Raw genomic sequence first — 11,985 nt, forward strand, 5'->3', positions numbered from 1 at the left:
GCCAGCAAACACCAAGCCTCCCAAAGCGCGCGTTACGTCACAATGGCCGATGGGTGAAGCTCCACCTATTGGCGGCGAGCACTGACCCACGACCACCGACCTCGCTTTCCCAGTTCACCGAACACTGCCCGGTGGCTCATTCGGCCCCTGCGCGAGGACCTGGAGGCCGAGCCAGAGCAACTGGCCAAGGGCACTTCGCGGTGCTGCACACAATCGCCGACCACGTCGTGGACGACTACGTAACCGTCACCGACGCCGTCCAGGAGGACTTGGACGAGGTCGAGGCCGAGGTCTTCTCCCTGAAGACCCGGCCAGACCGCCGACGCCGGCCGCATCTACCAGCTCAAGCACGAACTGCCGGAGCTCAAAAGAGCCGTGGTATCTCTCGGCCGCACCCCTGGAAAGGGCCGCCACCATCCCGCTACGCGCCGTCGCCCCCCGATACGCGCCTGCGTCCGCGACCTCGCCGACCACCAGACCCGCAGCACCGATCAGATCACCGGCTTCGGCCCACTGATCAACTCCATCCTTCAGGCCCACCTCGCCGACATCGCCGTCGCCCAGAACCCAGATGCCCGCAAGATCACCGCCTGGGCCGCGCTCACCGCTTACCTACCACGGTGTGCGGCATCTACGGCATGGACTTCGCCGTGCCAGAACTCCGCCGGCACTTCGGCTATCCGCTCGTCCTCGGTGTCATAGCCACCTCCTCCATCGAGGCTTCACGCCCAGCGGCTGTCTCTGACACCGGCCACAGCACCCGGGCACGCGGCGTGGAAACAGGGTCGATCGATGGGATCCAAGGAACGGAGTCTTCGCAGGTCAGCACTTCATTTCCCGGGCGTCTGTCCGGCAGAGCCAGCCCTCGGAGGCGGCACCCCTGTGGACTCGTCGTGACCGTCCCGGAAGACCATTTCACGACGCCTGGCTTCAGCAGCGTCGACGATCATGTGTGCTGCCTCCACGGGGAGAGCCAGGTTCCTCCCCAGCCATTCGGCGCTCACCCCATGGGTATGGGTGGCCAGGACCCACGCCGCGTAAAGCCGATCCGAGGACGGCGCGTCCTCGGCCTTGAAGGCTGCTCGCACCGCCTCCTCCGGGAAGCCGTCCAGAGTATGGGGGGTGAACCAGGACGCGTCGACCGGCTCAGTGCCCCTGCCCCACGGACGCCTGAACGACCGGAAATGAGCCTGCCGTGCCCTCGTGCCGACGATCAGGACGACAAAAGCGACCAAGACCACGACAGCAGCCACGCCGATGCGATCGGCAGCGGGGATCCTCGTCCACACCGGCGGCAGAAAAGCCACCGTGCGGCCGCCGTGGTCAGGATTGAGCAGGATCCACATCAGTGCCTCCCAGCAGCACCATCCTCGCGCAGCATCCGGCAGCCGACGAGCAAGCCGGGCAGCCTCCTACGGGATCCATACGCCGCTGCGCCATGGCCGCGAGCGACCGCACGCCCGGGCGGCCAGCGACCGTACGGGTTCTTTCCGGGTCCCGATGCAGAGACCGGCGGCGTCTCGACCCGGGCCCTCGGTGACAACCGGCGGGCCGCCGCTGTGGGAGCGCACGATCCGGGCGGTCTCCGGCATGGCCAGGCCCTGGGCGTCGACCAGCCCGCCTGCTACGGCGAGGCCGGCATTGGTCTGCTTCATGAACTGGATGTGGGCCTGGATCTCCTCGGGCTTCCACTCGTCGAGCTTGGGGAAGTCGACGTTCTTCTCGCTGAACTGCATCAGCAGCATATACTTCACGGTCCTGCTCCTCGTTCGTCGTGCCGCCCCGGGCGGGGCTCTCACGGGTAGGTAGAAGCACTCCCGGCGTTTTCGACATCCTCGGCGAGAATCCGCGAATGACTTAGCGGTCACCCCAAGGGGGACGAGACCGCAGCGGCCCCGCGACGGGTCTCCCTCGCCTGTGCTGACCACCCAGGCGTGGTTTCCGAGACGCAGCTGCAAGGTCGCCTATCTGCCGGGCCTGGCGATGCGCCGGATCGCCGACCTCTACCCCGGCGAGGCAATGACCCACGGGAAGGACGCCGCGGCCATCGCGGACGCCACCCGCACCATGCCCCACACCCTGCACGGCGGGTACGCGCCAGGTGATCGACGCCATCAGGTGGCGGCATGCGGTCGACTCCGCTGTGGGCGGCGCGATAGGCGGCGGGGCGGAACGGCGGCGCGGGGTCCTCATGGCCCCAAGGGGTGCCCTGATCGGCCCAGTTGCACGAGTCCGTCCGTGGCGCACGATCAAGGAGAGACGTCGGGAACCGTCGGAACAAGGGGTCCGAACAGGAACCGGTGATCGCAGGGCGCCGGGCGAGGAGTGACGATGCGGGTCCATGTGGGGAACACCCGGGTCCGCGCTTCCTGGCTCGGCGCCGTCGTAGGGACGATCGGCGGGCTTGCCTACAGCTCGTTCCTGCTGGAAGGCTTCTTCCGCACGGGCCTCAACCCGCTGCACTCCTACGTCAGTGAGTCGTCCGTCGCGGGCAGGCCGTACGCGTTCCTCTTCCGCACCGGCGACATCGCCGCAGGCTGCGGCCTCCTGGTCCTGGCTATGGCCCTGGCCCGGCGGTTGCCGGCCAGGTGCCCGCGCGCCGGCCGATGCCTGGCTCTGGCTGTCACCACGGCAGCCTCGATCACCGATGGCGTGTGGCCCATGCCCTGCGCCCCGTCCGTCGACCCGGTCTGCCGTGCGGCAGACAGCGCCGACCTGGGCCAGCAGCTCCGCCAGGTCCACACTCTGTCGAGCCTGACGGAGTTCACCGGCGTGATCCTCGCCATGCTCCTTCTGAGCACGGTCCTTCACCGCACCGGCCACCGCCGCCTGGCCCGGTGGAGTCTCGTCGCAGGCATCCTCGCCGCCGCACTCGGGGCGCTGGAGATCGCCATGGTGCTCACCGGAGTCCGCTGGGTCGGCCTACCCGAACGCGCACAGGTCCTGCTCGTCTCGGCCTGGTGCACCGCCATGGCACGCTTCCTTGTGCACGCACCCCCTGCCTCGGCACCCCCGGCGCGATGCGGCGGACGCGGCCATGCGGGGAGATTGCCTGACGCGCACCGTGCGCTGGCGGCATCACGCCGGCCCCCCGCGAGCCAGAAGCCGACGTCGAGCGCATGCGCTGGTCTCCATCCCACCCCGCGCGCCGCGCCGACGGCGGTTCTACTGCGCGGATCCGGCACCGGCGTGCAGGTTCCGGATCCGCTCCTGCTGTTCCTTTGTGAGTCCGCACAGGTCGAGTGAGCCGGTGTCACCGGCCAGCTCACCGCACAGCACGAGGTTGCCGAACCAGGGCTGTTCCGGCGCGCCGAGCGCCGTCATGACGCGCTTGGCCGTCTCGTTCGGCGCGTAGCTCTCCGGGTGGCGTGCGGAGCAGGCGGCGGTGTAGCCGCGCATCCCGTGTGCTCCGTGCCGTGAGGGCATGGTGAGGGTGAAGCCTGAGAAGACACCGAAGTGCGGGTCGACATCGGCCCACATCCGGGCGGAGGGCACCCCCCGCTTGAAGGCCAGGCTGCCTTCCGGAGCGATGAGCGCATAGGTGTTCGTGTCCACGCTCATCACCAACGCGGCAGCCGGGCATCCGCAACGCCCGCCCAACGCATGACCACCCCGAAACGCCGCATGAACGAGCGGAAGCAGAGCCTCGAGCGCGGCGACGTGCCGGGCGCGCTCGTAGCCCCGATACTGGAACCCCGCCGGTCCGTGTCTCCCCCGTCGCGGGCCGGCGGCCTTGAAACGCTGGCCGGTTTCCGCTCCCCTGAACCGCCCGGCCCTCACCCCTCGTCGAGCGTGATGTCCTGCTCCTGGACGGCGTCGAAGGCCGGCGTCAACAGCTGGCCGTTGGACGGCGCTGAGCGTGCCAGCGGCCGCACGACGGGCTGCGACCCCGGTCGGGTAAGCGGTGCTCTGTCCCGCTGCGCCGGCCAAGACGACACGGCCTCGCGCTCGCGTCGCGCGGCCGAGGTCACGGCGGCGGCCTGCGCGGCGTTGCGCCGGGCAACGGTCCGCCCCGCCGGGCGGGTCGAGAACACGCAGGACACGAACAGCCTGCTCCCCCACAGCACGCAGCAGGTGCTCCAGCGATCCGATGGGCAGCACGCGCGTTCCTTCCACACAAAGCCGTCCCGCTGTGGCGGGCCGACGGCACGAACTCCGGCGTGATCGGGTTTCAAGCTACTGAAGAGAGCCGTTGTCCGCCCGCAGAGGCGGTTCCAACGGCTGATGGCGTCCCGCCGAGACGCCGAGTGGCGTAAGCCCTGCGGGCCATGCAGATCCGCTCCGCGCCGCGACGAGGCGTGTCGGCGTACTGGCCCCAGTCGTAGACGGCCCAGGCTATGTCGCTGGTGTCGGCGGGGCGCACGAACTGTGCCTCGTGTCCGTCGACCTCGTAGGTGAACAAGTCCGCCAGGCGGGCCGGGTCCGACGTGATCACGGTTGGCTCCTCGCCTCGCTGCTACCGGATCGGTGGGCCCGGCGGGGTTCGTCACGGGCGTAGTCCCTCTCCCCGCTGGACCTGCCCAGTGTGGCCTACCAGTTGCTCTTTGGGGTATCGGGGGCAGCCTCGTTCGCCCACGCCTGGGCTGTGGCGACGTTGGGGGCGCGCCGACGCCGCGGACGTGGACAAGCTCGAGGCCCGGCGGCCGGAGTGGCAGAATCCGGAGTATTCCTGGCGACCTCGCGGTAAGCCACAAATCGTACCGTTCGGTGACATGATGAGTGATGAATTCCGCATCATCACGGTCGTCCGACCAGGCGACACCTGAGCCATTCCTGCCTGTCAGTACGGAAGGCGGTGAGCAATGAGCGACACCGAGCAGGCACCCACTGCGGCCGAAGGGACAGAGGCGGAGACCACCCCCGAGGAGTCACCGGCCACGACTGAGGCCGGCCCCGCGGAGGGCGAGGAGCCGACCCCCGAGGCAGCGGAGACGGAAGCAGAAGAACCCGCCCCCACCACAGCCGAGGAGACTGGGGCTGAAGAGCCCGCGACCCCTGCAGCCGAGGAGGCTGGGACCGAAGAACCAGCCACCCCCGCGGCCGAGGAGACCGGGACCGAAGAAGCCGCCACAGAGGAGTAGGAGAATGGCTGTGCGCGACGGTCGTCGCGCACAGCCACGACGGCAGCTCGGGACGCTCCTCAAGCGGACTCGCTGCCTGTACGCACCGGCCGCGCATCCCGCCGCGCGAGGGGCGGAAGTCCGGATGCCTGCAGTTCCGCCGGTGCCACCCTGGACGGGTCTCTGCTGGCCACCCGCCAAAAGCGAGCCACCATGATCATGCCGTCGACGCTCCCCCGCACGAACCCGTCCACGATGCCCAGACCGCCCGGGCGTTCACACAGCACCACATCACCCGGCTCCTGATCATCCGCGATCTGCTGGTAGTCCCCCGAGTTGGGGCGACCCGAGAGCTCGTACGCCCAGTGGCCCATGCCTGCCATCCTGCCGGGAACAACGGGCATCCCACTGATCACTCGACTTTCGAGTGCGCCTGCGTATGCGCCGGTCCCTTGCTCGGCGAGGACTCTACTCGGCCGGGACGAAGAGCAGCCCCTTCGCCTTGGGAGCCACGCTGCCGAAGGCGGTGATCTGACCGGTCTTCAGGTTAAGCGTGCCCAGCCCGTTCGCCGCCGAGGCGAAGGCCTCGCCCTTGGAGAAGTGGCCCGTCACGGCGATCACGTCGCCCTTCGCGGTGTCCACCACGTAGAGGGTTCCCTCAGTGGAGGAGGCGAAGGCGGTGTCGTCCACCGTCTGGCTCAGCGGCAGGACGACCGCCTTCTGCCACGCGCTGCCCCAGTGCTTGACGAAGACGGCCTGCTGGTCGGCCTGGCCATCCAGCAGCAGGCTGCCGCCCAGGCCCGGCACGGAGCGCGGCACGAAGGTGCTGGAGTCGTCGTCGGTCAGGTTGAGCGGACCGGTCTTGCCGGTCACCAGGTTGGTGGCCGTGATGTTGTCGTCGAAGACCGGAGTGGTCTTGGCGACCGAGCCGCTGAAGGTCACCTTGTACAGCGCCGGGCGGCCCGCGGTGCTGCCCTTGGCGTCCGCGGTGGGGTTGGAGGCGACGATGTAGACGACGCCGTGCCGGACGCTCACGTTGTCCGTGCCGCCGCCGTGCGGCAGCGAGCTGTAGTGGTAGTGCTTCACTGCGCCGGCGCCGTGGTGGCGGCCACGCCGGAAGCTGATGGTGTAGACGCTGCTGTTGCCGTCTTCGTTGACGGATGCGATGACCCGGTGGGTACGGGGGTCGGCGCCGAGGCCGTCGACCTTGCCGGCGAGGTCCCAGTGCGCCACCTCCTTGCCGTGCTTGTCGAACTCCACGACGGTGCTCTTGGTGTTCCCGGTGGGCGAAGGCTCACCCTGCGAGCCCACCCCGTTCTGGAAGCCGACGAAGAGCTTGTCGCCCAGACGCGCGATGTCGTCGGCTCCGGTCACCTTGCCACCCGCGTGCGCGAAGACGGCCGCCTTGAAGCCGGCGGGCACACCCACGGACGCCGCGTTCGTCGCGGCTCCCGCCACCCCCGAGAACCCGATCGCCACAGCCACCACACCGGCCGCCGCGCCGAGCACCTTGCTGATCCTCATACTCATGACCTTCCCTCACACAAGAGGCGAACCAGACCGCGCGCCAGCCTGTGTGCCCTTGAAGATCCAGCGGTGGCGCGAACACGGCTCGAAGGGAACGAGGGAGTTAACGTCTACGGCTGTGTAGACCGTTCGGAGGCGTCCGGTCATGACGGCAGACAGCCCTCCTGCATGTTTGGTCCGCCGACTACGTCCCCGCCCCTGGACTCTCGTCGACCGGGAGGCTGTGACCAAGGGCCCTGGGGCATGGTCGGCGTAGACGTGGTGCAGCAGTGCGTGGGTCTCCTGGGCGAGCCTCAGCCGTTCCGCTTCGATACGGGAACGCTTGCGATTCTCCCGCACCAGGTGCAACGTGCCGCCTGCCGCTGTGCAGGCGCCCACGTGCTGGTCACGTTGGTGTAGTTGCCGCCGATCAGTTCCGCCCGCGCGCTGGGCGTGGTGATGCCTGCCGCGGCAGGACGATCAAGTAGACGCCCAGTGCGATCAGGAAGACGACGTGCGTTTGCTGGACACGGCCCGCGGCACCCACGCCGCAAGCCGGTCGAAGGCGTGTCGTGGATACGCGATCCGGGTCAGAGACTCGGCGGGGACACCATCGAGCATGTTCTCCGCCCCGGCAACTGTCTTCTCATTCGATGTGCTTGCGTCGCGTTCTGTGCCCATGTTCGTCTCCAGAATGCTGGCTGTGCGGACGGTCCGTCCGTGGTGCCGTTGTGTCGAGCATCCTGCAACTGGCCGAACAGGAAAGGAGTTGTGCCACATACGGACGAGGACCTGCTCGGCGAGTACTGGTTCGACCCGGGCGAGGTGACCCTGGCTTGGATGCCGACCCTCGGGGGAAGTTCATCAGTTGCGCAATAATGAAAGCATCATCTGAACGGAGCCAGGGGGAGGGCCGGACCATGCGAGGCACGTCCGCTGCGGAGCGCCTGCTGGAAGAACTGGCGCAGGGATACCCGCCGCCTCCCCCGGACGCCCAGGTCCAGCTCACCTACCGGCCAGTGGCCATGAACGAGCAGGCCGGATGGCCGCGGCCGGGCACCGTCACCGCCTGGTGGACAACCCCGGACGGCGCCACCCTGTACCGCCTGTGCCTGTCCGGAGCCCCGACGCCGCGCTGGGTCGTCCACGACCCCGACCGGATCGCTCTGCTGGTCGAAGACGGCACATGACGCTCCCGGCCGGCAAGAAGGTTGCCGGACGGCACAACAGTCGAAGTCAGCCCGGGCGATACGCCCTCGGGGGAGGAAAACCATCCATGGTGCACGGCGACGTTCAGCGGCGCGACGCGAATCTCCGGCTGGGAGCCGCCGTGTCCGAGATCGAGGGGCTCTATACGGCCCTGCTGAAGACCACCTCCCCTGGACGGCGCCGGCGGCTACAAGCCGAGCTGTCGCGCGCCGCCGAGCGGCTCGCGGGGCTGGCAGCCGCTACCGGACCGGGGCGAGGAGCTTTGCCTGCGGCTCCGAGACGTTCACGCAGGGCACGCCGGAAGGCACTGGCCGAACGAGGCGCCGCGTGGATCATCGCGCGCTACGGACGGAACGCACGCTGAGGCCATGCCGGCCGACCGCATGAGATCACTGACGCCGGGAATCGGGTCGCAGTCCGTTGATCAGTGACTCCGTGCCATCGGGCGCTGACCGGCACGTTGCCCGGGCCCACCCTGATGCACATCCAGCTCGCATCCGGCGCGCCCTTGTCTTGCGCCGCCATACGCTGGCCGACACAGCACAGAGCAGCACGATCCGCGGAGGAATGTCCGACTAGTCTGTTCCCAGGTGTCTCGGAAAGTGTGGTCGACATGGCCCGCCCGCAGTCACCGACCGGGAGACTCAATGCCGGAGCACTCGCCCGCCCCGCCACACGGACACCGCAGCCTCTGGGAGACCGCACGCGGCGCACTGCACCGACTGGGAGGGCGGACAGCCCACACGGCCCGCGCCTCGGAGCACGTCGTGGTCCGGCTGTCGGGCGAGATCACCGCGAAGAACGCCGAAAGGGTCAGCGAGGACCTGCTCGACGCCCTCGTGACGCATCCACGCGTTCTGGAGGTGGATCTCCAACGCGTCACCTACATGAACAGCGACGGAGGCCGGGCCTTCCTCTCCACGCTGCGCCAGGCACGACTCCATGGCACAAGGATCATCGTCACCCATACCAGCGCCAACGCCAGCATTACGTTCCAGCGGCTCGGCCTGACCCAACTGCTCGACATCCACGAAGAGGGCGCACCCGAAAACGGCACACCAGATGGCCGGTCTCCGTGACGGCGCGGCCTTCCGCAGGACGAGCGCAAAAGGCATGCAGGTCGGTCGCTGGCCCCGCGACGCTGCCTGACACCACCGCGACGCCTGACCACCGAACGCCAAGGCATAGATCGAAATTGCTCGTAATAGAGAAATGGCAGTGCCGTAACAATTCCGTCAGTACAGATACAGAATGGCACTGACCGCAGGCTCGGTCAGGTCCGGCGGGCACACTGCAGGGCATGAACGGATGGCCCGAGGGGTGGAGCGAGGACGGCGAGCCGGAAGGCGCTCGCGCGGTGCCTCAGGCGGGAAGGCCGCTGGGCGGTTACGCACCGCAGTCACAGCAGTTTTCCGGTGGGCCGCAGGGGCCGACTGCCGAGCCACCGCTGCCGCCTCAGCTGTCACCACGTATGGCGGCGGCACACGGTGGCGTACCGCGGCAGGTGAGAGGTGACGGCAACGGTACGTACCGGGCGGGCCGCCCCGCGCGTCCGGACCGCCCGAAGAGCTGGCGCAAGCGGATCGGATACGGCCTGTTGACGCTGGTGGTCGTTCTGATGATCACGTCTGTGGGGACGTACTTCTGGGCGGACAGCAAGCTGACCCGGACGATCGACCTTGACGCGCTGCCGAACCGTCCCCCGCAGGACACGGGCACCAACTATCTGATCGCGGGTTCCGACAATCGCGGCAACCTCACACACGCACAGCAGCAGGCGCTGCATGTCGGCAGCGACAACGAGGGGCAGTTCGGCAACAGCGACACGATGATGATCCTGCACGTGGGCTCGCACGGGGACACGTTGCTGAGCCTGCCGCGCGACAGCTATGTGACGATCCCGGCATTCACCGGGCAGACGGGCAAGCACTACCCGGCATCGAAGCACAAGCTGAACGTGGCGTTCTCGTGGGGCGGCGGGCAGTTGCTCGCGCAGACGGTCGAGTACAACACGGGTCTGCACATCGACCACTACGCAGAGATCGGCTTCGGCGGGTTCGTGAACCTGGTGAACACGCTAGGCGGGGTGAACATGTGCCTGGACAAGCCGATCAAGGACAAGGACTCGGGCGCGGACTTCAAGTCGGGCTGCCAGGAGTTCAACGGGGCGCAGTCTCTGGCGTTCGTCAGGGAGCGGCACCAGGAGGCGAACCAGGACCTGGGCCGCGAGAAGCACCAGCAGCAGTTCCTGCACGCGGTCGCTCAGCAGACGGCGACGCCGGGGACGTTGCTGAACCCGTTCAAGCTGTACCCCGTCCTTGGCGCGGGGCTGGAGACGCTGAGCGTCGACAAGAGCATGAGCCTGTACGACCTGGCGAAGCTGGCGCTGGCCATGAAGGACGTCTCCGGCGGCCAGGGCACGTCGACGGTCGTCCCGGTCGCCAACCCCAGCTACCCGACAGCAGACGGCGATTCCCTCCTCTGGAACCAGACCCAAGCCAAGACCCTCTTCAGCAAGCTCCAAAACGATGATCCCGTGGCCGGCTAACGCGAAGCGTCGAACACCATCGTCGTCGCGCTGTACGCCGCCGGGCTCGTCCTGGCCCGCAAGCACCACGAACGGAACCTGCTCGGAAGGGATAGTCCTGGCGAGACCGGATACTTCCGCGTGCTGGCGTCCGCGAGAGGGAGCAGTGTGAGCTGGGCGCTTCGGGTGGCCTGTCCGGATTCTTGCCCTCCTGTAGTACCTTCCGCGGCCGCAGCTGTACGCGCGTGATCCGCGGCCTGACAACGTCGGTCACCCAGCGCCGGATCCAGACCGTGGACCAGAAGCTTGCCTGACTGATCCTCACGGCGTGCGTCCCGGTCGCGGGCGTCGCGGTCGACAAGGTGTTCCGTACAACGCTCGGGCGGCACGTTCCGACCGCGATCTTCTTCGCCCTCAACGGCATCGCGCTTTTCGTCACCGAGCAGCTGCGGCGCGGCGGGACTGCGCGCAGGCGGGCCGTGGCCGTGGCCGCGCCCGGGGAGGAACAGCTGTCGGCGGAGGAACAGCCGGACCTGCGGATCACCCGGCTAACCATGCGCCAGGCTGTGACCATCGGCGCCGCCCAGATCCTCGCCCTCCTCCCCGGCATCAGCCGCACCGGCTCCACCATCAGCGCGGGCATCTTCAAGGGCCTGAACCACGAGGACTCCGTCCGCTGCGCGTTCCTCCACGCCGCGCCGGTCATCGGCGACGCCCTGCTCAAGCTGCCGCCGCTGCTCGGCGCTCTTGGCAACGGCCTGCGCGGCCCGCTCCTGGCGGGCAGCGTCGCCGCCTTCGTGACCGCCTACCTCGCGCCCCGCTACCTGGCCCGGTACTTCGAGCACCGCGCCCTGATTCCCTTCGCGATCTGCTGCTCAGTTGTGGGCCTGGGCAGCCTCGCCTACTTCGCCGTTGCGTAAGGGGCGTCCATCTCAAGCTGGGCCGAGGGCTGGTTCATGCCGGGGTGAGGGACATCTGCCTCATGCCGGCGTGGGGGCGCTGCCACGCGGGGCGAGGGGGGCACGCATTCTTCCTCGGACGGAGGGGCCGGTGCTTTCGTCCTCGAGCGAAGGGCCGGCGCGTTCGCTTCCGAGTGACGGGCCGGTCCTCCGCCGTATCCCTGATGGCTCGGTGCAGCCAAGGGGGGTTATCTGACCGCTCGTCGTGGCTCAGGTGGCGTCGGGATCGTAGGCGTGCGCGGGGGCCTGATTCGGTGAGGCCGCTCGGCTCGCCCCGCTCCCGGTCCGACCGGTCGGCTCGGTTGGCGCGGCCCGCTCGGTCGACTCGCTCGGCTCGCCGTTCACCGCGTCGGCCAGCTCGGCCAGCTCCGCCCTCGGATCCAGGGCGGAGCGGATCTCCTCGATCCCGAGGCCGTCGCCGTCGAGGAGGTGCTTGCGCACGAACGTCTTCGGGTGCAGGTCCTCCAGCTCCAGGTCCTTGAACTCCGGACCCAGTTCCGAGCGCACGTCCTCCTTGGCGGCCTCGGAGAACGCGCGGACCTTGCGAAGGAACCCGGTCACCTTCTGTACGACCTCGGGCAGCTTGTCCGGGCCGAAGAGCAGGATGATCATGATCCCCAGGACGAGCAGGTCCAGCGGACTCACGTCGAACAACATCGGTGTCTCCACTCTGTCCCCGAAGGGATGCCGGGCTCACGGCCGTACGAACTGGGTCTCGGCGGCG

Annotated in this window: 14 protein-coding genes and 1 pseudogene; 7 read left to right on the plus strand and 8 right to left on the minus strand. The window is 68.5% G+C overall.

The genetic code is table 11. The features are described from left to right. Window positions 1-830: 830 nt before the first annotated feature. On the minus strand, window positions 831-1,346 hold the full coding sequence (locus tag BIV23_RS43565; RefSeq protein ID WP_071386533.1) for a hypothetical protein: 516 nt from the start codon (window positions 1,344-1,346) through the stop codon (window positions 831-833). Window positions 1,347-1,412: 66 nt separating this feature from the next. Further along, the gene (locus tag BIV23_RS43570) at window positions 1,413-1,745 is read right to left on the minus strand and encodes a YciI family protein (RefSeq protein ID WP_071386534.1); all 333 of its coding nucleotides are present in this window, start codon (window positions 1,743-1,745) and stop codon (window positions 1,413-1,415) included. Between the two features lie 208 nt (window positions 1,746-1,953). Here BIV23_RS43570 and BIV23_RS49410 point away from each other — a divergent pair. After that, window positions 1,954-2,082: pseudogene (locus tag BIV23_RS49410) on the plus strand (IS110 family transposase); the annotation flags it as partial. Between the two features lie 249 nt (window positions 2,083-2,331). Continuing rightward, window positions 2,332-3,246 (plus strand): DUF998 domain-containing protein, encoded by a 915-nt coding sequence (locus BIV23_RS47985; RefSeq protein ID WP_143079249.1) that lies wholly within the window; start codon window positions 2,332-2,334, stop codon window positions 3,244-3,246. Here the strand turns inward: BIV23_RS47985 and BIV23_RS43580 are convergent. The 5 genes from BIV23_RS43580 to BIV23_RS43605 form a co-directional block, all read right to left on the minus strand. After that, complete coding sequence (locus BIV23_RS43580) at window positions 3,166-3,561, minus strand: hypothetical protein (RefSeq protein WP_071386536.1); 396 nt, start codon at window positions 3,559-3,561, stop codon at window positions 3,166-3,168. The two genes, BIV23_RS47985 and BIV23_RS43580, sit on opposite strands and share 81 nt — an antisense overlap. Before the next feature lie 215 nt (window positions 3,562-3,776). Further along, on the minus strand, window positions 3,777-4,175 hold the full coding sequence (locus BIV23_RS43585; RefSeq protein WP_143079250.1) for a hypothetical protein: 399 nt from the start codon (window positions 4,173-4,175) through the stop codon (window positions 3,777-3,779). After that, window positions 4,172-4,435 (minus strand): hypothetical protein, encoded by a 264-nt coding sequence (locus tag BIV23_RS43590; protein ID WP_071386538.1) that lies wholly within the window; start codon window positions 4,433-4,435, stop codon window positions 4,172-4,174. Before BIV23_RS43590 ends, BIV23_RS43585 begins: the two co-directional genes overlap by 4 nt. A gap of 705 nt (window positions 4,436-5,140) precedes the next feature. Continuing rightward, window positions 5,141-5,434 carry a hypothetical protein gene (locus BIV23_RS43600; RefSeq protein ID WP_071386540.1) on the minus strand — a complete coding sequence of 98 codons (294 nt, stop codon included), beginning with the start codon at window positions 5,432-5,434 and terminating at the stop codon, window positions 5,141-5,143. Between the two features lie 94 nt (window positions 5,435-5,528). Beyond that, window positions 5,529-6,584, minus strand: coding sequence for a hypothetical protein (locus BIV23_RS43605; protein WP_071386541.1), 1,056 nt, complete (start codon window positions 6,582-6,584; stop codon window positions 5,529-5,531). A 902-nt stretch (window positions 6,585-7,486) separates the two neighbouring features. Here BIV23_RS43605 and BIV23_RS43610 point away from each other — a divergent pair. The 5 genes from BIV23_RS43610 (at window position 7,487) to BIV23_RS43625 (ending at window position 11,222) form a co-directional block, all read left to right on the plus strand. Beyond that, window positions 7,487-7,756, plus strand: coding sequence for a hypothetical protein (locus BIV23_RS43610; RefSeq protein WP_071386542.1), 270 nt, complete (start codon window positions 7,487-7,489; stop codon window positions 7,754-7,756). 86 nt (window positions 7,757-7,842) lie between these two features. Next, window positions 7,843-8,139, plus strand: coding sequence for a hypothetical protein (locus tag BIV23_RS47990; RefSeq protein ID WP_079173793.1), 297 nt, complete (start codon window positions 7,843-7,845; stop codon window positions 8,137-8,139). Window positions 8,140-8,542: 403 nt separating this feature from the next. Further along, a complete protein-coding gene (locus BIV23_RS43615; protein WP_245790932.1) occupies window positions 8,543-8,854 on the plus strand; it encodes an STAS domain-containing protein in 312 nt (103 codons plus the stop codon). A gap of 221 nt (window positions 8,855-9,075) precedes the next feature. Further along, complete coding sequence (locus BIV23_RS43620; RefSeq protein WP_071386543.1) at window positions 9,076-10,323, plus strand: LCP family protein; 1,248 nt, start codon at window positions 9,076-9,078, stop codon at window positions 10,321-10,323. 296 nt (window positions 10,324-10,619) lie between these two features. Further along, window positions 10,620-11,222, plus strand: coding sequence for an undecaprenyl-diphosphate phosphatase (locus BIV23_RS43625; protein WP_281250213.1), 603 nt, complete (start codon window positions 10,620-10,622; stop codon window positions 11,220-11,222). 249 nt (window positions 11,223-11,471) lie between these two features. On the opposite strand, the gene BIV23_RS43630 is transcribed toward BIV23_RS43625, so the two are convergent. Further along, window positions 11,472-11,918, minus strand: a complete 447-nt coding sequence (locus BIV23_RS43630) for a sec-independent translocase (protein WP_071386545.1) — start codon at window positions 11,916-11,918, stop codon at window positions 11,472-11,474. Window positions 11,919-11,985: the final 67 nt, after the last annotated feature.

The sequence above is a fragment of the Streptomyces monashensis genome, assembly GCF_001866665.1.
In the GTDB taxonomy this organism is placed as follows: domain Bacteria; phylum Actinomycetota; class Actinomycetes; order Streptomycetales; family Streptomycetaceae; genus Streptomyces; species Streptomyces monashensis.

Excerpts from the sequence above, each read along its gene's own strand:
- BIV23_RS43565 (WP_071386533.1), bottom strand. The coding sequence starts at position 1,346 with ATGTGGATCCTGCTCAATCCTGACCACGGCGGCCGCACGGTGGCTTTT.
- BIV23_RS43570 (WP_071386534.1), bottom strand. The coding sequence starts at position 1,745 with ATGCTGCTGATGCAGTTCAGCGAGAAGAACGTCGACTTCCCCAAGCTC.
- BIV23_RS47985 (WP_143079249.1), top strand. The coding sequence starts at position 2,332 with ATGCGGGTCCATGTGGGGAACACCCGGGTCCGCGCTTCCTGGCTCGGC.
- BIV23_RS43580 (WP_071386536.1), bottom strand. The coding sequence starts at position 3,561 with ATGAGCGTGGACACGAACACCTATGCGCTCATCGCTCCGGAAGGCAGC.
- BIV23_RS43600 (WP_071386540.1), bottom strand. The coding sequence starts at position 5,434 with ATGGGCCACTGGGCGTACGAGCTCTCGGGTCGCCCCAACTCGGGGGAC.
- BIV23_RS43605 (WP_071386541.1), bottom strand. The coding sequence starts at position 6,584 with ATGAGGATCAGCAAGGTGCTCGGCGCGGCGGCCGGTGTGGTGGCTGTG.
- BIV23_RS43610 (WP_071386542.1), top strand. The coding sequence starts at position 7,487 with ATGCGAGGCACGTCCGCTGCGGAGCGCCTGCTGGAAGAACTGGCGCAG.
- BIV23_RS47990 (WP_079173793.1), top strand. The coding sequence starts at position 7,843 with ATGGTGCACGGCGACGTTCAGCGGCGCGACGCGAATCTCCGGCTGGGA.
- BIV23_RS43620 (WP_071386543.1), top strand. The coding sequence starts at position 9,076 with ATGAACGGATGGCCCGAGGGGTGGAGCGAGGACGGCGAGCCGGAAGGC.
- BIV23_RS43630 (WP_071386545.1), bottom strand. The coding sequence starts at position 11,918 with ATGTTGTTCGACGTGAGTCCGCTGGACCTGCTCGTCCTGGGGATCATG.